This is a genomic window from Lysinibacillus sp. BS3 (assembly GCF_039614735.1).
GTDB classification, from domain to species: Bacteria; Bacillota; Bacilli; order Bacillales_A; family Planococcaceae; genus Lysinibacillus; species Lysinibacillus capsici.
Genome location: NZ_CP154860.1, coordinates 3,863,307 through 3,884,174, shown reverse-complemented (window position 1 = coordinate 3,884,174; position 20,868 = coordinate 3,863,307). Strand labels below are relative to the sequence as shown.

Genomic DNA, 20,868 nt, shown 5'->3' with positions numbered 1-20,868 from the left:
TTTAAGATGGGCATAAATACAAAGGGTTATTCAATAAGAGATCGCTCTTTTTGGACAATTGTCATTAGTTTGGGCGGGGCTTCTGTTTTTGTCTTTGCAGCAATGTATTCTGTTCAGCCCCTGCTCCCCTTCTTTACAGAGCAATTTCATATTTCTGTATCCGTTGCAAGTCTATCCGTATCTATGACTACTCTATCAGTAATTCTTGGATTAATCGTACTAGGTTTTTTATCAGATCGTTATGGAAGAGTTTTGTTCATTCATTTATCCATAGTTTTTACTATCATACCTTTTTTTTTCATGCCACTAACTGATTCTTTTTCTACTATTATTTTATTACGCTTTATTCAGGGCTTTGCTATTGCAGGTGTACCTGCAGCAGCACTTGCCTATCTTAGCGAAGAAATTGATCAACAATCAATGGGCTTTGCCACTGCATTGTATATTTCTTGTAATGCACTAGGCGGAACAATTGGTAGACTCATGATGGGGTATGTCACTGAATATTTTTCATGGAAAATGGCATTTGTTTCATTAGCCATTATGGGGTGCATCGTTATGGTAATTGTCTGGTGGATGCTACCTAAATCCAAAAATTTTTCGGTACAACAGCGTACGATTCAACAGGATTTACAAGGCTTTTGGTTTCATTTGAAAAACCCTCAATTATTGATGCTTTTTGGATTAGGAGTTATTTTACAATTATCCTTTACTGGAGTTTGGTCATTTATTCCCTATTACTTAACAGCGCCTCCTTTTTTATTATCTTTACAAAGTATTTCTTTTATTTTTTTAGCCTATGGTTTAGGTATTATTGGTTCGCCTATTGCTAATTCACTTGCAGGAAAAGTAGGATTACATACCATTCGAACATTTGGTGTTTGTTTATTAACTGTGGGAATACTTTTTACATTAAGCAAGTCACTTTTCATTATTGTAATTGGACTTTGTCTAGCATGTTTAGGTTTTTTTACTGCTCATGCATTAACTTCCTCATTGGTAAGTCGGCTAGCTCTTTATCAAAAAGGAAGCGCCTCTAGTCTATATTTGGTCGCTTATTACCTTGGGGTGGCCTCTGGAAGTACAATACTAAGCCCTGTTTGGTCATTATTTCAGTGGCATGGTATCGTAATCATTACTGCTTTTCTGCCAATAACATACCTATTTATTTTAAATTCGCTACAGAAACAGCAAAAAAGAGATGTACTCAAAAAATGAGCATCTCTTTTTTTGCTAATTCATTGTTTTTTTTACAAGGACAATTGCTTTAATTTCTTTATAATAAATACACAACAAAATTCCTACTAAAATAAATAAAGAGCCATATATTTGAACACTTGTAGGGAATTGTTTTAAAAATACAGCACTCAATAGCATGGCTATAGCTGGCTCAAAGTTTAACAACAACGACGCATTTGTTGAGCCGACCTCCTTCATTTTTTGATTCCACATTAAATTGCTTACCCCATGAATAATAATCGCTGATAAAATGAGCAAAAACCAGTAGGGTATTGCAACTTGCCAATTCGTCTGCGGCAAAATAGTAAATGAAAACGGTACAAGCACCAGTAAACCTATTAAATTTGTATAGAACGTAATCGACTGGGCTGACATTTTCAGACTAAGATGATTGACAATAATGAGGAACAAAGCAAAGCTTAGCATTGTAATTAAGCTCAGCACCTCACCCTTACCGATTGAAATGGTGATAAGTGCCCCTTTTGTAATGATGAGGCCAACACCAACAAATGAAAGTATTGCACCTAGCCAAAATATGCCGTTACGTGATTCATGATAGATCATTTTATTCAGCAGAGATGTGACAATCGGTGCACAGGCTAATATTAAAGCCGCAGTGATAGGAGAAGTGTGCTGGAGACTAGCATAAAAGCTATAGTGATTAATGGAAACGCCCAGTATTCCTGCAAGAATCAATAACAATAAATCATTTCTTGTAAATGTTGTTCGGTAGATTGCTTTCCAACTAATCCCCCCTAAAAAGAGAACAATGACAATCAATCTAAAAATGGCAACCGTTAAAGGATCCCAATGTTCAATTAAAATAGAGCCAATAATGAAGTTACTGGCCCAAAAAAATACACAGCTAAATAAAATCATATAGATTGTTAGTTGTTTCATATTTTATCGCACCCGCAAATAAAGAGATTTCTACATAAGTAATGGCAAATCTACTTCCCTTTCCTTTATTCATCTTTTCTATTAAAACATAAGTATAGCAAACTAGAAAATTTCTAGTTTGCTATGTTATCTAAATAAGGGGGATTTAGATTTATGCTTAATTGATAAACTTTCCTTTAGACATAACCACTCGGTTGGGTGGTTTACGTGCAATAACTTCCGCGCTTGATACTGCGTCAAAGAATACAAAACTTGCTTCGTCCTTCACATTCGGCCAAACCTTCTGACCATTTGCATCTAATGGCGTGACACCACTTGTAATATATTTTAATGTTTGTCGAATAGAGCGTTCGTCAAGTTTACGAGAAATATCTGCAAAAGTAGTCGCTTTTTCTAAAATATCTCCTGAGCCATTAGGACTCCAAGAATCATAAAAGCCGTCACAACCAAAATGGACATCCACGCCGTGCTCTGTTAGTAATTCAATCGGTGGAATTAATCGTCGCAAATCAAATGGCACCGTTGACATTATTTTTACTTGTTGTTGTGCTAAACGATCTGCAATTTTATGTTGCTCCATGATAGATACATCACCAAGTGAAAAGGCATGACTTATTGCCGTTCTCCCCTGATATTTGGCATCCTCCACGATGTCTATCCATTTATCGATTGTATAATACCCAACATGCCCACCATCATGTAAATGAATATCGACATCAACATTAAATTCCTGTGCAATATCCATCACTTCATAAAGAGAAGGCTCGATCGAGTTATCGATGCCCGCTGGATCTAGGCCGCCAATCATCGTCGCTCCATTGCGTAAAGCTTCACGCAATAATTTAGGGACATCATCTCTTAGTAGACCATGCTGTGGAAAGGCAATGACTTCGGATGTCACGACATCTTTATAATCGTCCAATGCCGCTAGTACACCTTCTAAATTTTTTAATCCAATGTATGGATCGATATTGACATGTGTACGAATATGATTCGCACCATTCTTAAGGATTTTTTCAATCATTGCAGCCGCACGTTGTTTACCTGTTGTAGCAAGAACGGATAACTCTTGTGCTTCACGATCTAGTCGTTCCTTTAAATTCTTTACGGGCACACAAGCCTTCCACGGTAAAGATAAGTATGTTTTATCTAAATGATTATGCATTTCCTTAAAGGCAGGTAATAGCAGCTTCCCTTTCATATCTGTGACTTCGTTTTGAGAATCGATTGCGTCTGTTGCGGGTACAATTTGCGAAATGAAGCCATCTGTAATTTCAAGATGAAAAAGCTCCACTTTCGTTCCAACTGTATCATTTTCCTTTAGATATTCTCCTGTTTCAAGTAGAACATTTGTAAGCCAGTGCTTCATCTGAATTCTCCTTTCAACTCTCCTACATCCTGTTGGTGAATCATTTTGCCTTGTGAAATGACCGTAGTAATTGGGCATCTTCTTGCTATCACATGGGCAGTGCTCACGCCATCCACTAACAGCATATTCGCTTTATCACCAACTTGTGGCCAAACACGTTCTCCTACATCATTCAATGGTGTGATACCACCAGAGGCGTATTTCCAAGCTCGACTTAATGAATATTCATCAATAAAACGGAATCTCTCCGCCATGACATTTAATTTCATAATCGTATTACCAGTACCATATGGTGACCAATGATCTGTTAAGCTATCATGTCCCACAGATACCTTTACACCATTGTTATAAAGATAAGGAATTGGTATTGTCGAACGGTTCAAATCGATTGGTACAGTTGTTGTTACATCCATTTGTACCTCAGCCATGGCTTGAACTAAATTTTCTAAACGTGACTGTTCTAAATCAGCAAGTGCCATCGCATGGCTAATTGTGACTTGACCTTCTTTTTTCGCCTGTTTCGTTAACTCAATCAGTTTATAAAATTCAAATTCGCCTAGCGTGTTCGCTGTGTGAATATGAATATCGATCCCTGCATTATAGTCTTGTGCAATACCCATCGTTGTTTGCAATGACTTTTCGATATTGCGATCTACAATGGATGGGTCAACGCCTCCAACAAGCGTTGCTCCCATCGCCATTGCCTCACGGATTAGTCCCTCTACATTGGAGCGTAATAAGCCATGCTGTGGAAAGGCTACAATATCATAGGTGATTTGATCTTGATAGTTTGCTAAAACCTGTTTTGTAATTTCAATATGCTTTGTCCCAATTTGTGGGTCAACATTACAATGTGAACGAATATGTGTGTGTCCTTGGGAAATGAGCCACTTCACCATTTCCTCAGCTCGATAAGCAGCTGTCGGCAATTGTTTAGGTAGTAGTGTTCTTTCTTCTTCAATGCGTGTTAAAATCCCTTTAGTAATGGGTCTTGGTGCCTGCCATTCTCCGCCGAAATACGTTTTATCAATATGAATATGCATTTCTCGGAATGAAGGGACTAATAGTTGCTGTTGTGCATCTATTACTTCTACATCTTCATCAGCCACTATATCCTTATCTACTTGTTGAACATGTCCATCTTCGATTAGAACATCATAAATACCTGTACGAGTAGCAACAATGTGTTCATTTTCGCGCTCATATGCTTCTTCTAATCTCACATTTTTCAGCAATAGTTTACTCATAGTTTCCTCCCAATTGGTATTTTTTCGTCTATCACCAAATTTGATTACTCTACAATTTCAACGCCACTGATCATCGTGTAGTTAGATGCATCTAACCAGAAACCTTTTACAGCATTGCTGTAAACTGCTAAATGCTCATAGTTACGCACTGGAATATACACAGCTTCGTCTAACTCGATTTGCATTGCTTTTTTGTAGATTTCATTACGTGCCTCTTGGTTTGCTTCAGAACGCCCTTGCTCAATTAGCTTGTCTACTTCTGGATTTGAATAGTAGAAATGGTTTCCTGGAGGCCCCATAGATGCAGTGTGGAATAGATTGTATTGGTTATAATCAGCATCACCCGTTGCATTACCCCAACCACTAATAAAGATTTGATGCTGTTCTTTCGTAATTTCAGAAATAAAGGCACCATACTCCATTACTTGAATATCAACATCTAATCCGATTCCTTTTAATTGAGATTGAATAACCTCCGCCATGTTGATACGCTCTTTACGGTCACTTGTCAGTAATTTAACTTTTGTTCCCTCTTGAACGCCAGCTTCTTTTAACAATTCTTTAGCCTTCACTACATCATAGTCATACGGTTTCGTTTCACTAGAATATCCAATAATTTTTGGACTCATTGCAGAATTTGCAAGTGTTCCTACATTATCATAAATACCGCTAATAATTGCTTCACGGTCAACAGCATAGCTAATAGCTTGACGTACTTTTACATCAGATAATAACGTATCTTTCACGTTGAATCCGATAAATTCTACTGCTAGTCCTTCTGCACGGAATAAATTCATCGTTGAAGAATTTTCAATACGATCAATCTCTGTTACAGGTACTTGTTCAGCAATATGTGCTTCTCCACTTTCAATCATTGCTAGACGAGTAGAATCCTCTGGTACAACTTTAAATGTTACTTTATCTACTTTCGGTACAGTCCCCCAATAATCTTTATTCGAAATTAAAGTGATTTCTTGACCAGATTTCCAAGTTTCAAATACAAATGGGCCTGTCCCTACTGGATGAGTTGCTAATTCGTCCGCTGCTTCATCAATCGCTTTCGGGCTCATCATGCTACCCTCTTGACTGGCTAAAATAGATAGAAGCGGAGCATATGGTTCTTTTAATTTCAACGTTACAACATATTCATCATCTACCACTACTTCACTAATCATAGATAATTTATCACGCTGTGGTGATCCAGTTGCAGGATCTAGAATTCGGTCAAATGTCGCTTTTACAGCCTCTGCATTAAAATCTGCTCCATCATGGAATTTAATGCCTTCATTTAATGTAAATGTCCAAGTGACTTCATCTTTTTGCTCCCACTCTTTTGCAAGTAATGGAACAATTTTACGATCTCTATCAAAAGCGACAAGTGTTTCATATACCTTGCCATGAATAATATTTGCTGATGGAATATCTGTAATAAAGTGAGGATCAAGACTTGTTGCATCTGCTGCTCTTAGAACAACTAATTCTCCTCCTACGCTTTTTGATCCCTCTTTGGAACCTTCTGTACTATTATTGCTAGCAGTAGAGCAGGCTTGCAGAATAAGTACAGTTATTAGTGCCATGAATAAAAACAACTTCATTTTCTTCATCAACATTTCCTCCTTGTGTGATTTGTTCCTTACATTTCGAATTATAAAGAAATAAAATTCACTTGTTTTTTAAAATTTTTACGTGTTTTTTAAATTTTCTGACTAATAAGCCATAAAATATTTACATTCTTTACGCTTTTCACTAAATTGAAATCAAATCAAATAGAAAAGGAGTATTCGATATGAATAAAGTAACAACTACTATTGATCATTCTGTTTTAGTAAATGCACGCAAGGCATCTAGAAAAAAGAATCTTGTTTCTTTCCTAAACAAAATCAAAAAGAATAAAGCAGCTGTCGTAGGAGGCATCATCATTCTTCTATATATATTGATGTTTCTTATCGGGCCCATTTTAGCCCCTTACGATCCCTACGACGTACAATTAGATCAAAAATTACAAGGACCAAGCGTTGAACATCTAATGGGAACGGATGACAAAGGGCGAGATATTTTAAGTCGAATTTTATATGGATCACGTTTATCAATTGGTGTTGGTATTTCAGCTGTTTTATTCGGTGGTACAATTGGCACTTTCTTAGGTCTTATTGCTGGCTATTATGGCAGATGGGTTGATTCTATTATTAGTCGAATTTTAGATATCATGCTTGCGTTCCCAGGTATTTTGCTAGCTTTAGCGATTGTTAGTGCATTGGGGCCGAGCCTTATCAATGTCACAATTGCTGTTGGTTTTTTCTCTATTCCTATGTTTGCTCGTATTGTACGTGGCTCAACAATGGAGGTTAAAAAATTAGAATATATCGATGCTGTCAAAACACTTGGAGCAAATGATATGACGATTTTAATTAAGCATATTTTTCCAAATATTTTATCACCCATTATTGTACAAGCATCTATGCGCTTAGCAACCGCTATTCTATCTGCAGCAGGACTATCATTCTTAGGTTTAGGTGCTCAGCCACCATCTCCTGAATGGGGTGCCATGCTTTCTAACGGACGAGATTTCCTATTTACCGCTCCTTATATGGCGCTATTCCCAGGTATTATGATTTCTATACTTGTATTAGGTTTTAACTTATTTGGTGACGGTTTACGCGATGCGCTAGACCCAAGAATGAAAAATTAAAGGAGAGAAGACACATGACATTATTTATCTTAAAACGACTAGCTCAAATTATTCCAGTAACACTTGGTGTAACGCTTGTTGTTTTTCTAATTATGCAGATGATTCCCGGAGACCCAGCGATTATTTTAGCAGGAGAAGGAGCTTCTCAAGAAACGGTTGCAGAATTACGTGAAAATTTAGGGCTCAATAAACCATTAGCAGTTCAATATACAGACTATATTAAAAATCTTCTACAAGGAGATATGGGTAACTCTTTAAAAAATAATCAACCAGTATTCGAGGAAATTACCTCCCGATTACCGATTACCATAGAGCTAGCCTTTTATAGTATTTTAATCACCATTGTTCTGGGGCTTATTGCGGGTATTATCTCCGCTATCCGTCCTTATTCTTTGATGGATGTAGGATTAATGGTAGTCGCTTTATTAGGGATTTCCCTTCCAAGCTTCTGGTTAGGAATTTTATTAATGTATGTATTCTCTGTACAGTTACACTGGCTTCCTGTAGCAGGCTGGGATAGTGCCAAACATATTATTCTACCAGCTGTCACACTTGGTGCTGGTGGAGCTGCCATCGTCGCTCGTATGACTCGCTCTAGTATGTTAGAGGTTGTAAACCAAGACTATATACGAACAGCGATAGCAAAAGGCTTAAAAGGATACATCATCATTTTAAAGCACGCATTACGCAATGCCTTGATTCCAGTTATTACAGTAGTAGGCTTACAGTTTGGTAGTTTACTTGGCGGAACAGTTTTAGTTGAATCTGTTTTCGCTGTAAACGGATTAGGACGAATGATTGTAGATGCCATTCGAACACGTGATATACCAGTCGTACAAGGTGGCGTTCTTGTTGCCTCATTAATATTTGTTTTCATTAATCTTTTTGTAGACATATTGTATCGATTCTTTAATAAACGAATGGATTTAAACTAAGGAGGGGAAAAACGGATGAAACAAGAAACCGTGTTGGAAGTAAAAAATTTACAAACCTATTTTTATTCGAGTGAAGGGGTTGCCAAAGCTGTCGATGGGGTATCATTTACTCTTCAAAAAGGAGAAACACTGGGCATTGTTGGTGAATCTGGTTGTGGAAAATCCATGACTTCCCTGTCATTACTTCGTTTAGTACCATCGCCTCCTGGTAAAATCATCAATGGCGAAATTTTATTAAATAATACAGACATATTGAAGCTCTCAGATGAAGAGCTACGTAAAATTCGGGGCAATAAAATTTCGATGATTTTCCAAGAGCCTATGACAAGCTTAAATCCTGTATTATCCGTTGGAGAGCAAATTGCTGAATCCATTCGATTGCACCAAGGCTTATCACGTAAAGAAGCATGGCAAAAGGCTGTCGATATGATTCGCCTAGTTGGGATTCCTGCACCCGAAAAAAGAGCGAAGCAGGAGCCTTATCAGTTAAGTGGTGGGATGCGACAGCGCATTATGATTGCCATGGCACTAGCGTGTACACCAGATGTGTTAATTGCTGACGAACCGACAACTGCCCTTGATGTAACTATTCAAGCTCAAATTATTGATATTATTCAAAACCTGCAAAAACAACTAGGCATGAGCATTATCTTCATTACCCATGACCTTGGTGTTGTAGCAGAAATCTGCGATAAGATTGCTGTTATGTATGCGGGACAGGTTGTAGAAGAAGGCACAACAGAAAGTCTTTTTGAAAAACCGCTACACCCTTATACAAATGGATTAATTCAATCATTACCAAAGCTATATGAAGACCAAGAAGAATTATCTACTATTCACGGAACTGTCCCAAGTCCCTATAATTATCCAATTGGCTGCCGTTATGCAGAACGTTGCCCATTTGCTACAGATTTATGTCGTGAACAACAGCCTGAGCTTTTGACTGTTGAGCAAGGAAAAAAGGTAAGATGCTGGATGTACAGTAATGAATGGCAAGGAGAAACACTTATGAAGGAGCTGACAGTATGACAACAGCGCAACATACACAACCACTATTACAAGTAAATGATTTAAAGCAGCATTTTTTCTTAAAAAAAGAAAAGCTCTTCGGTCCACAGCAGGTTGTAAAAGCTGTGGATGGGGTGTCTTTCGACATCATGCCTGGTGAGACGCTCAGTATTGTTGGAGAATCTGGCTGCGGAAAATCAACTACTGGTCGTTCTATTTTAAGATTAGATGAGCCTACTGCTGGAGAGGTATTATTATTCGGTAAAAATTTAGTGAATATGAACAAAAAAGAGCTTCGTGCTGCACGCAAGGACATTCAAATTATTTTCCAAGATCCCTATGCGTCCCTTAACCCACGAAGAACCATTCGTAAAATGTTAACAGAGGCCATGTCTATTCAAAAAATTGTACCACCTGAGCATCAAGAAGCACGCATGATTGAATTAATGTCTCTTGTTGGGTTACGTCCTGAATACTTAGAGCGTTATCCACATGAATTTTCGGGTGGTCAGCGTCAGCGGATTGGTATTGCCAGAGCCCTTGCTGTTAATCCTAAAATTATTATTTGTGATGAGTCTGTTTCTGCCCTAGATGTTTCCATTCAAGCTCAAATACTAAATTTACTAAAACAACTACAAAGAGATTTAGATTTAACCTTTTTATTTATCTCACACGATTTAAGTGTTGTTCGACATATTTCAGACCGAATTATGGTGATGTATCTTGGAAAGGTCGTAGAAATTGCTGATAAGCATTCCCTTTTTACTCAGCCACATCATCCTTATACAAAAGCACTGTTTTCTTCTATACCTGTTATTGATAAGCAGTATCGTAAGGAGCGTATTATTTTAAAAGGTGACCTACCATCACCTCTTAGTCCCCCTACTGGCTGTAGCTTTCACACACGTTGCCCATTCGCAACGGATAAATGTAAAGCAGAAGTGCCAGCACTACGAGCGATCACTGCAACACATAAGGTAGCTTGCCATTTCGCAGAAAATTTAGTTTAATGTATCTTACACTTACAAAATAAACGGAGAGGTCATTATGTTACAACCAGAAACCTTCAACATATATATTCTCCTATGTGTAATTGCTCCAATTATTGGAGCTTTTCTGCTTACTTTTATATTTATTTTCGAAAAGCAAATCGATAGCCTTGAGGAGGAAAAAAGAAATTTAGAGCTTGAGCAGGATTTACAAAGAGCAAATATTCTCCAGTTGAATCAGCAAATACAGCCACATTTCTTTTTTAATGCATTAAATTCATTATTAAGCCTAGCTCGCATCAATCGTAAGGAAGATTTGGTTGCGGGCATTGAGGCTTTGGCAACATTTTTTAAATTTAAATACAATAATCATGAGGTGTTAATTGCGTTAAAGAACGAGATACAATTTGTCGATAGTTATTTAAATATTCAACAATTGCGATTTGGCCATCGTTTGACTGTAAATAAATATGTTGATGATGAAGCACTATCCGTCCAAATACCACCTTTTATTCTGCAGACTATTATTGAAAATGCCTATAAACATAGCTTTGAAAAACATATAGGACCTGCAGAGCTATCCATTACAATCAAAAAAATGGATAATAGCTTATTAATTGAAATTAAAAATACACAGCCTTTAGAAAAAATAGAAATGACTACTGAACAGGTAGTAGACGAACTGCAGCAAGGTTATGGGCTCGAAAATATTAGAAAACGGCTTGAGCTCATTTATGGGCTCGAAAATATTTTATTCTCGATTCAAAACAATGAACAGCATTACACTGTTACCATCCATGTTCCCGCTTAGGCATTCTATCAACTGGAAGGAGAAAGGAGTATCTCGCCATGAATATTTTAATCGCAGATGATGAGCCATTAGAGCTTGAGCAAATGATTTATTTATTAAAGCCACATTTTCCGAATTGGACCTTCCATACTGCCCAAGATGCCTCACAAGCTCTGCAATTAGCTAAGAAGCACCGTATGACTATCGCCTTTTTGGATATTCAAATGCCTGGGAAAGATGGAATCACGTTGAGCAAGGAATTAAAAGCGCTTTATGAGGTAGACATCATCATGGTAACAGCTTATCAAACCTTTGAATATGCCCAACAAGCATTGCGTATCGGGGTAAAGGATTATCTTACAAAACCAGTCATTGCAAGTGAATTAGATGCTATTGTGGAAAAATATAAGGTGTGGAGTTCTAACCATGATGCGATTCAAAGCGCACTTTCCTATATTCATGAAAACTATTATGAAAAACTGAGTCTCAATATTATTGCTGAAAAAATTCATTTGAATCCGAGCTATTTAAGTCGTAAATTTTTGGAGGAGCAGTCTATTGGCATTAATGAATATATTAATAATTATCGCCTAGAAATGGCTGTAAAGAAAATCAATGAAAATCTAGACACAAGTATGTCTGCAATTGCTGAGAGCTGTGGTTTTAATAGTCAGCACTATTTTAGTGTTGCGTTTAAGAAAAAATATAATCAATCACCACGTCAATATAAATCCTCTAAAATGAGTAAAGGTCTTTAATAGTATGCTAAGGAAGTTTTCATTGCTTGTTCCATTTGCAAGTTTAAGCACAGCAGCAGGAGTCATTATTCTTTTAGCGAGATGGATTAATGGTAATTTATTATTGTCCTCTCCTTCAGCCCTTATTTCTTTTGGTTTTATGGCGGGCATTTGTTATACATTAGCAACAGCTATTTCGTTTATCATACTTGGCTCATTGCTGAATAAGAGCGATTACACACAAAATCAGCATACACAAAGCTTTTTGCTCTTTACCATACAGCGTAAATTGTCTGGAATGAATTTAAAGGTTATACGTCTATTTTACTTGTTAACAGGTATTGAACTTTGGCTTATTCAATTAATAAGCATTAGTGTATTGTCTGAAATTATGTTAAATATTCCAGTCCCTATTACACTTTTTTTCTTTTTAATCGGCATCTTACTTCTTGACCGCATCATGTCAGTGAAAAGTATACTATGGTTGGAAATTTTATTTATTATTGCTCTTTTTTCATTACTTATTTTTATCCCTATTTATTACTTTGTACTAAATGGGGCAAGCACAGTATATGAGGGTATTCGCTTATATCACCCTTATTTATTTTATTTTAAAAATAGCGAAATTTTGCTGTTCTATGTCATTATTCAACTAGCCGTTTTAGGACAAGTATTTTTTGATAAATCAACATGGTATTTAATTGCCTTTATAAAACCTAAAAAAGTACGTAGCAGTCTGTTTTCCTCTGGTGTAATTTTAGCGTTATTAACGCTATCATTTACGGCAATTTTAATGATTGCCCTATATAGCGGATCATTTGGCCAATTCCAAATACTGATTTTTACGTTTTTATATGAAGTACAACCAGGCTTTCTGACATTTGCTTTTCTCGTCATTGTCCTATTAGCCATTGTCACAACCTTGCTTGTAGACATGCGGGCAACGAAACGTTTTTTTGTGACGAAAAGACCCTATTATGTCTATTTGATTGGCCTGATGATTATTTTATTCACCTGTTTCTTATCTATCGATTTAACGATTTTAGGTGTTATTTATTCTTTTGCCTTTCTGCACATTACCATGCTACCGTTTGTGTTAATCCTTTTATTTACGAATCGACATATTCATAAGCATAGCTGGCTTGTCATCCTGCTATCCATCATCATTGGCATTGGTGTTGGTTTAAGCTTTAATACGCTTTACGGATTAGCTACCAGCTTTATGATCTCGAGTATTTATCAATTAATGCTTCAGACTGAAACGATAGAAAAAAATACCTGAACTCGAGATTATTCGGGTTCAGGTTTATAAGTTATTTAACTGATATAAAATAAAAATAGGATTAGTGATAGCAAGCCAACAATGGCCGAACTAATGGAAAGATAATGTCTTTTTTCCTCTCGACCATAGTAATAGTCAATGAAAATAGAGCTCAAAAGGCTGACAACTAAATATCCTCCAATGATAACAGTAAATAAAATCCACCCTTTAATTATGATCACCATGAGCATCATGGTATTCAAAATTTTAATAGCCCAAACAGCACGTCTATGATGACTATTGACATACTCCTTTGGTATATTAAACATTTTCCTCATTAGTTTATCGCCAAGCATTTGGATAGCTAGAAAAATAACTAGCATAACGATTAAACCTGACATTTCAAATTTAGCATCATCATTGAGAATAAGCTCTAAATAAGCCTTGGCCAAATCTTTATTTTCTACTTTATAAAATGAATTGTTATCATAATCAACAATTCCGATATCCTCGTCGTTTATGAACATTTTCAGCTTCATAACCTGACCTTTTTTAAATTCTACCCAGACATCACGTTGTAATCTAAAAAAAGTTTGCTCATTCATTTGAGTCACTGTAGCTTGCTGTAATAGTTGTTGTAATAACACTTTTTCTGAACTTTGCTCCATTACTCGTTGTCCAATGACCCACCCAGGTCTTCCAGCCTTAAAGATCTCCTCATCCGAATTGTAAATCATTGTATATTTTTTTATTGATTGCTGCTGTGCTAATTGAACAATTGAAGCATGTTGCGTTTGCTCTATCTGCCCTAATGGACCGATTTCTATTATCAATAGAAACATAACTATCGCGCCTATGATAATCAATGGATATGACCAGCGTCTTGTCTTTTTTGTTTGCCGCACTTGCCGTAAAATATCCTCCTGTAAGGATTTCGTAAATCGTGGTGCTTCGCCAAGTTCTTGATCCAATTTCTCTTTAAAAGTTGTCATTCATTAACACCTCCCACTTATTATTCGCTAATTTTTCCTGTAACATTTTTCTTGCTCGATGCAATCTGGTTTTAACTGTATTTTCTGCACATGTAAGAATATCTGCAATTTCTCTAACCTTTAATTCCTGATAATAATAAAGGATGACGACTTCTCTATAAGTAATAGGTAACTCAAATAAAGCATTTGTTAATGTTGTCCGTTCATCCTGTGCTAATAGCATCGTTTCTGGTGTTCGTTTACTTGTACCAATATGCAATTTTTCCAACAGTTGATGGCGTTTATTTTTCCAGCTTCGCAAATAATCATGACTTTTATGTACAGTTATTTTAACTAAATAGGTCTTTAGAGATGCTCTTTGTTCAAAGCGATCCTGCTGCAGATAATAAGAAAAAAAGACATCCTGGACTATTTCTTCTGCCATCGCCCAATCCTTTACATAAAGATAAGCCACTCGTAAGCAATATTCTCCGTGTTCTTCCATAATGGCCACTAAATGCTCACTCATCCAAACACCTCCTATAAACATTCACCCTATAGTCGTAATCCGAACTTAGTTGGTTTCAAAAAAAATCGAAAAGTTTCGTTAACATGAGGGTCATAAAAAGAAAAAATCCTCACACAATAAGAGGGTATTTTTATGAATAGTAACTCCTAAAGAAATAACCTACATTTTTAAGAGTGAATTTATTTGTATGCCATGTTGCATACTTTTTTTCTTTTATCTATTGAATAACTAGCAAAAAAACTGTTATAGTGAGATTGTTTGTCTGACGTCTGACTAATTAAGATCTTTAGCTGTTCTTCTGAAATTGGAACATCAGGACAAAATATCACAGATACTTATGGAGGAACTTATGAGATACTTAATATCCTTTTGTGGATTGTTACTTGTTTTTGCCTTAGCTTTATTAATGAGTAAAAACAAAAAAGAAATAAAATATAAATATATAGTGATTATGTTGATCATCCAATTTTTATTGGCAGCTTTACTACTTAATACAACGGTCGGCTATGTGCTAATCAAAGGAATCACCAAAGTGTTTGATCACTTATTGTCCTATGCAAATGCAGGTATATCATTTGTTTTTGGTGGCTTAGCAAATGAAGGCGAATCACCCTTCTTTTTAACAGTTTTATTACCGATCGTCTTTATATCTGTTCTGATTGGGATCTTGCAGCATTTTAAAATTCTTCCTTTTCTGATGAAATGGGTAGGTTTATTTTTAAGTAAAGTAAGTGGCATGGGGAAATTGGAATCCTATAATGCTGTTGCTTCTGCTATGGTAGGCCAATCCGAAGTGTTCATAACTGTTAAAAAGCAATTAGATAAGATTGCACCACAACGTATGTATACATTATGCGCTTCTGCTATGTCGACTGTTTCGATGTCAGTAGTTGGAGCTTATATGACGATGATTGAGCCAAAGTATGTTGTTACGGCCATTGTATTAAACCTGTTTGGTGGATTTATTATTGTTTCCATCATTAATCCATATACTGTGGATGAAAAAGAAGATATCTTAACAATTGAAGATGAACAGAAGCAAGCGTTCTTTCAAATGATTGGCGAATATATTATGGATGGCTTTAAAGTAGCCATCATTGTTGGGGCAATGCTTATTGGTTTCGTAGCATTAATGGATTTAATCAATTCATTATTCGATATGATTATCGGTATATCTTTCCAAGAAATATTAGGCTATATCTTTGCGCCAATCGCTTTCCTAATGGGTATCCCATGGGCAGATGCTGTGGCTGCTGGCGGTATTATGGCAACCAAATTAGTAACAAACGAATTTGTTGCTATGATTAACCTTGGCGATGTTGCCGAGTCCATGAGTGAACGTACATTAGGTATTATTTCTGTATTCCTCGTATCTTTTGCCAACTTTTCATCAATCGGGATTATTTCGGGAGCTGTAAAAGGTTTGAATGAAAGGCAAGGGAATGTCGTTGCTCGATTTGGACTAAAGTTGTTGTACGGTGCTACACTCGTAAGTATCCTAACAGCTATTATTGTGGGATTGATTATTTAATTGTATCAGGAGCTATTTATTGAACTGCACTCAGTTAGATGGGTGCAGTCCTTATTTTATTGCTTAAGCTCTAAATTAAAAAATGTACATTACTAAAATTGAATTTAGTAATGTACATTTTTACTTTATATCTCTTTATTTTACGACAATATTGACAAGTTTGCCTGGAATAACGATGATTTTCACTAAGCTCTTTCCTGCCATGTATTCTTGAACCTTTTCATCAGCAAGTGCTACTTTTTCAATATCCTCTTTTGAAGCATCTTTTGCTACGACGATCTTAGCACGAACTTTACCAGCAACTTGTACAGCAATTTCTACTTCATCATCCACAAGCTTTGCTTCATCATATGTTGGCCATTGCTCATATGAAAGAGTTGAATCGTGTCCTAATAGTTGCCATAGTTCTTCTGCAATATGTGGAGCGATTGGAGCTAGCATTTTCACAAAGCCTTCAGCATAAGTCGTTGGAATCACATCAGCTTTATAGCAATCATTAATAAAGACCATCATTTGTGAAATAGCTGTGTTAAAGCGGATGCCTTCATAATCCTCTGTCACTTTTTTCACTGTTTGGTGGTATGATTTTTCAAGTGATTGATCGTTAGACACTTGAATTTTTGCTGAAATTGCGCCATCTTCTTCACTGACAAATAGACGCCAGATACGGTCTAAGAAGCGACGTGCTCCATCTAAACCATTTGTAGACCATGCAACAGAAGCCTCTAGTGGGCCCATGAACATTTCATATAAACGTAATGTATCGGCACCATGTGACGTAATGATTTCATCTGGGTTGACAACATTGCCCTTAGATTTAGACATTTTCTCGTTACCTTCACCTAGAATCATTCCCTGGTTAAATAATTTTTGGAATGGCTCTTTTGTATGGACAACGCCTAAATCATAGAGAACTTTATGCCAGAAGCGAGCGTATAGTAAATGTAATACAGCATGCTCCGCACCACCAATATAAATATCAACAGGTAACCAACGTTTTAGTAACTCTGGGTCTGCAATCGCCTCTGTATTTGTAGGGTCGATATAGCGTAGGAAGTACCAGCTCGAACCTGCCCACTGCGGCATTGTATTTGTTTCACGACGTCCTTTTTTACCTGTCTCTGGATCGACAACATTTACCCATTCTTCAATATTTGCTAATGGTGATTCACCAGTACCTGATGGACGGATATTATCTGTTTTTGGTAGCATTAAAGGTAATTCTGATTCTGGAACTGGCGTAATCGTGCCATCTTCCCAATGAATCATTGGAATTGGTTCACCCCAATAACGCTGACGGGAGAATAACCAGTCACGTAGACGATAAGAAATTTTCTTCTCCCCTACACCTTTTTCCGCTAACCATTCAATGGCTTTTGCAATGCCATCTGCTTTATTTAAGCCATTCAGGAATTCAGAGTTAATATGTTGACCATCACCTGTAAATGCTTCTTTGCTAATGTCTCCACCTTCAAGTACAGGAACGATGTCTAAGCCAAATTCAGTTGCGAATTCATAGTCACGTTCATCATGTGCTGGCACCGCCATAATAGCACCTGTACCATAAGACACTAACACATAGTCAGCAATCCAAATCGGCACTTTTTTACCGTTAATCGGATTCACTGCATAAGCACCTGTAAATACACCTGTTTTTTCTTTCGCTAAATCTGTACGCTCTAAGTCAGATTTCATTTTAACTTTCTCTAAATAAGCCTCAACAGCTTGGCGTTGGTCAGCTGTTGTAATTTGTTCCACTAATTTATGCTCTGGTGCAAGCACACAGTATGTAGCACCAAACAATGTATCAGGACGTGTTGTGAAAACTGTGAAGTTTTGATCTGAACCGTCAATGGCAAATGTCACTTCTGCCCCTTCTGAACGGCCAATCCAATTGCGTTGCATATCTTTAATAGATTCAGGCCAATCAACTTCTTCTAAGTCATCGATTAAACGATCAGCATAGGCTGTAATTTTAAGCATCCACTGCTTCATTGGTCTGCGTTCTACTGGATGACCACCACGCTCTGATTTCCCATCAATTACTTCTTCGTTAGCTAATACCGTGCCAAGTGCTGGACACCAGTTAACAGCTACTTCATCCACATAAGCTAAACCTTTCTTATAAAGCTGGATAAAAATCCATTGTGTCCATTTATAATACTCTGGATCAGTTGTGTTAATTTCGCGATCCCAATCATAGCTGAAGCCTAGCTCTTGAATTTGACGTTTAAATGTCGCAATATTTTTAGCTGTAAATTCAGCTGGATCATTCCCTGTATCAAGTGCATATTGCTCAGCTGGTAAACCAAAAGCATCCCAGCCCATTGGATGAAGTACATTATAGCCTTGCATACGTTTAAAGCGTGATAGAATATCAGTTGCCGTATATCCCTCTGGATGGCCTACATGTAGTCCTGCGCCAGATGGATAAGGGAACATATCTAAAGCAAAGAATTTAGGCTTCGCTGTTTCATTTTCAGTTTTAAATGTTTTGTTATCAGCCCAATATTGCTGCCACTTTTTTTCAATTTGTTCATGATTAAAACTCATTTTTTTTCCTCCTTCGATTGATCGTGCTGCTCTCCATCATAATTGACAAAATATTTAAAAAATAAAAAAAACTCGCCCCTTTCTTATAGAAGGGACGAGAGAATTTGTACTCCCGCGGTACCACCCAAATTAGTGATTACACTCGGCTCAAGCTTCCTTAACGCGGAAGAAACGACACACGCTGTTTCACGCGGGCAGACTCAGAAGGCGAGTTCAACTTGCATTCTTACTAGCTCCCACCAACCGCTAGCTCTCTAAAAAGAACCACAAATCTACTATTCCTCATCACAGTCTTTACATGATATTGCATTTATTCTAATGGAAAGTATTGAAAAGCACAAGCCTTTGTTTACAGCTTACCCATTACTGAACAATTAAATCCTTTTCTTCCTTAGACTTTGATAAATCCTGACATTCATGAAAAGCAAAGTGCTGACAACCAATACATTGATTGACGTTTAAATAATGGAAAGCTTTTGTAATCGCTTCTCCAGTATGCTGAAAAAAATGCTGCGCGCCTATTTTATCGTAAAGTCCATTGTGCTGAAGAGCATCCTTTAAATCTCCTTGCACACCCGTTACCAAAATAGTACCGCCCTGTGCTGTATAATTTTCAATGATATTACTAAAATATGCTTCTCCAGTAGAATCCATAAAGGGCACTTTCCCCATCCGTAATATCAAAACTCTTGGTTGCTGATGCAAAGTACTTTCAATCGTTTGTTCAAACATTTGTGCAGCACCAAAAAACAACGGCCCTTCAATTGTGTACATACTAATTTGCGGGCAATCATGCTGCTGATGCACTACATGTGGCTGTACCTTTTCACTTTTATTTGAATGATCTGGAAGTACTTTTGTAACAACAAGCTTTTCACTCATGCGTTTCGCAAATAATAGCACAGCCAGCACAAGCCCTACCTCAACTGCTAATGTAAGACTAGTGAATACCGTTAATAAAAAGGTAATCAATAATACCAGTGAGTCGCCTGATTTTAATTTTGCGATATGTGAAAAATGATGTCGCTCACTCATATTCCAAGCTACGACCATCAATACCGGAGCCATGCTTGCTAACGGAATATGAGATGCATATGGAGCTAATAACAATAATGTGATTAAAACAAACACACCATGAATGATACCAGACATAGGAGATACTGCGCCTGTTTTGATATTGGTCGCTGTGCGTGCAATGGCGCCTGTTGCTGGAATACCACCGAATAAAGGCGTCACAATATTAGCAATCCCCTGACCAATTAACTCACGATTACTGTTATGCTTACTATTTGTCATCCCATCCGCCACAACTGCCGATAATAGAGACTCAATACCACCTAGCATTGCAATGACAAACGCTGGGCCAATAAGTTGTTGTAATCGTTCGAGCGTGATGTTCGGTAAGGCGAAATGAGGTAATGTATTAGGAATTTGCCCATAAGCCGTTGCAATGGTAGCAACTTGTCCTGAAAAGAAGAAAGTTGCCAAAAGTGTAGAGACAACGATACCCGCTAATGCTCCTGGAACCTTTGGAAAAAACTTTGGAGTTATCATTATTGTCGCCAAGCATACGACAGCAGTAAGAATACTATACGTATTTGTCGTACCAAGCTGCTTAATGATTTCCTGTATGTTGGCGATAAAATATTCATGCCTTTTAACATTTGTGAGCCCTAGAAAGTTAGCGATTTGACCTGTAAAAATAATCACTGCTATCCCTGCTGTAAAACCAACTGTTACAGGACGTGGAATAAACTTAATTAAAGTCCCTAACTTAAAAAAGCCCATGACACAAAGCAATACCCCTGCCATTAAACCCGCAAGTAATAAATCTTCATAGCCATAGGTAAGAACAATCCCCAATAGAATTGGCACAAACGCCCCCGTAGGCCCACCTATTTGATATTTAGAACCTCCAAAGAGAGAAATAAGAATACCTGCAATGCAAGCCGTATAAATCCCATATTCAGGTTTCACACCCGATGCTATGGCAAAGGACATGGCAAGTGGAATAGCAACGATTCCCACAATAACCCCTGACAATAAATCCTTCTTTACATGTTGAACTGAATATCCTTCAAAGCGTCCTGTAAACAGTGACTTCATAGATAAATCTTCCC

General features: G+C 37.1%; 17 protein-coding genes and 1 other annotated feature. Of the genes, 9 read left to right on the top strand and 8 right to left on the bottom strand.

Features of this window, described 5'->3' with window-relative positions; genetic code table 11:
- Positions 1 to 6 precede the first annotated feature (6 nt).
- Positions 7 to 1,218, top strand: coding sequence for an MFS transporter (locus AAJG31_RS19310; RefSeq protein ID WP_259948528.1), 1,212 nt, complete (start codon positions 7 to 9; stop codon positions 1,216 to 1,218).
- 15 nt (positions 1,219 to 1,233) lie between these two features.
- On the opposite strand, the gene AAJG31_RS19305 is transcribed toward AAJG31_RS19310, so the two are convergent.
- From AAJG31_RS19305 to AAJG31_RS19290, 4 genes are all read right to left on the bottom strand, one after another.
- Positions 1,234 to 2,139: a DMT family transporter gene (locus AAJG31_RS19305; RefSeq protein WP_259948530.1), complete on the bottom strand. Its 906-nt coding sequence runs from the start codon at positions 2,137 to 2,139 to the stop codon at positions 1,234 to 1,236.
- A gap of 157 nt (positions 2,140 to 2,296) precedes the next feature.
- Positions 2,297 to 3,508, bottom strand: coding sequence for an amidohydrolase (locus tag AAJG31_RS19300; RefSeq protein ID WP_259948533.1), 1,212 nt, complete (start codon positions 3,506 to 3,508; stop codon positions 2,297 to 2,299).
- Positions 3,505 to 4,755, bottom strand: coding sequence for an amidohydrolase family protein (locus AAJG31_RS19295; protein ID WP_066038087.1), 1,251 nt, complete (start codon positions 4,753 to 4,755; stop codon positions 3,505 to 3,507). The genes AAJG31_RS19300 and AAJG31_RS19295 overlap by 4 nt, the downstream gene beginning before the upstream one ends.
- A gap of 44 nt (positions 4,756 to 4,799) precedes the next feature.
- Positions 4,800 to 6,359 carry a glutathione ABC transporter substrate-binding protein gene (locus AAJG31_RS19290; protein ID WP_279495793.1) on the bottom strand — a complete coding sequence of 520 codons (1,560 nt, stop codon included), beginning with the start codon at positions 6,357 to 6,359 and terminating at the stop codon, positions 4,800 to 4,802.
- Positions 6,360 to 6,541: 182 nt separating this feature from the next.
- On the opposite strand from AAJG31_RS19290, the gene AAJG31_RS19285 reads away from it, so the two are divergent.
- From AAJG31_RS19285 to AAJG31_RS19255, 7 genes are read left to right on the top strand one after another with little or no spacing between them, the layout of a single operon-like run.
- Positions 6,542 to 7,444, top strand: coding sequence for an ABC transporter permease (locus AAJG31_RS19285; protein ID WP_048391122.1), 903 nt, complete (start codon positions 6,542 to 6,544; stop codon positions 7,442 to 7,444).
- Between the two features lie 14 nt (positions 7,445 to 7,458).
- A complete protein-coding gene (locus AAJG31_RS19280; protein ID WP_279495795.1) occupies positions 7,459 to 8,379 on the top strand; it encodes an ABC transporter permease in 921 nt (306 codons plus the stop codon).
- A gap of 15 nt (positions 8,380 to 8,394) precedes the next feature.
- Positions 8,395 to 9,408, top strand: coding sequence for an ABC transporter ATP-binding protein (locus AAJG31_RS19275; RefSeq protein ID WP_054549920.1), 1,014 nt, complete (start codon positions 8,395 to 8,397; stop codon positions 9,406 to 9,408).
- On the top strand, positions 9,405 to 10,397 hold the full coding sequence (locus tag AAJG31_RS19270) for a dipeptide ABC transporter ATP-binding protein (protein ID WP_048391115.1): 993 nt from the start codon (positions 9,405 to 9,407) through the stop codon (positions 10,395 to 10,397). The genes AAJG31_RS19275 and AAJG31_RS19270 overlap by 4 nt, the downstream gene beginning before the upstream one ends.
- A 37-nt stretch (positions 10,398 to 10,434) precedes the next feature.
- A complete protein-coding gene (locus AAJG31_RS19265; protein WP_048391114.1) occupies positions 10,435 to 11,187 on the top strand; it encodes a histidine kinase in 753 nt (250 codons plus the stop codon).
- A 38-nt stretch (positions 11,188 to 11,225) separates the two neighbouring features.
- A complete protein-coding gene (locus tag AAJG31_RS19260; RefSeq protein ID WP_004226027.1) occupies positions 11,226 to 11,924 on the top strand; it encodes a response regulator in 699 nt (232 codons plus the stop codon).
- A 22-nt stretch (positions 11,925 to 11,946) separates the two neighbouring features.
- Positions 11,947 to 13,185 (top strand): permease, encoded by a 1,239-nt coding sequence (locus AAJG31_RS19255; protein ID WP_233732141.1) that lies wholly within the window; start codon positions 11,947 to 11,949, stop codon positions 13,183 to 13,185.
- Between the two features lie 35 nt (positions 13,186 to 13,220).
- Here the strand turns inward: AAJG31_RS19255 and AAJG31_RS19250 are convergent, their stop codons facing one another.
- Both AAJG31_RS19250 and AAJG31_RS19245 read right to left on the bottom strand, forming a co-directional pair.
- Entirely contained in the window at positions 13,221 to 14,156 is a 936-nt protein-coding gene (locus AAJG31_RS19250) for a DUF4181 domain-containing protein (RefSeq protein WP_279495801.1), read from the bottom strand.
- Positions 14,143 to 14,664: a sigma-70 family RNA polymerase sigma factor gene (locus AAJG31_RS19245; protein ID WP_048391107.1), complete on the bottom strand. Its 522-nt coding sequence runs from the start codon at positions 14,662 to 14,664 to the stop codon at positions 14,143 to 14,145. The genes AAJG31_RS19250 and AAJG31_RS19245 overlap by 14 nt, the downstream gene beginning before the upstream one ends.
- Positions 14,665 to 15,013: 349 nt before the next feature.
- Here AAJG31_RS19245 and AAJG31_RS19240 point away from each other — a divergent pair, with 349 nt between their 5' ends.
- Entirely contained in the window at positions 15,014 to 16,195 is a 1,182-nt protein-coding gene (locus tag AAJG31_RS19240; RefSeq protein WP_048391105.1) for a nucleoside transporter C-terminal domain-containing protein, read from the top strand.
- 135 nt (positions 16,196 to 16,330) lie between these two features.
- Here the strand turns inward: AAJG31_RS19240 and leuS are convergent, their stop codons facing one another.
- The gene (gene leuS, locus AAJG31_RS19235; protein ID WP_054549916.1) at positions 16,331 to 18,748 is read right to left on the bottom strand and encodes a leucine--tRNA ligase; all 2,418 of its coding nucleotides are present in this window, start codon (positions 18,746 to 18,748) and stop codon (positions 16,331 to 16,333) included.
- 87 nt (positions 18,749 to 18,835) lie between these two features.
- Positions 18,836 to 19,046 (bottom strand) — a binding site (T-box leader).
- A 65-nt stretch (positions 19,047 to 19,111) separates the two neighbouring features.
- Entirely contained in the window at positions 19,112 to 20,854 is a 1,743-nt protein-coding gene (sulP, locus tag AAJG31_RS19230) for a sulfate permease (RefSeq protein WP_103118681.1), read from the bottom strand.
- Positions 20,855 to 20,868: the final 14 nt, after the last annotated feature.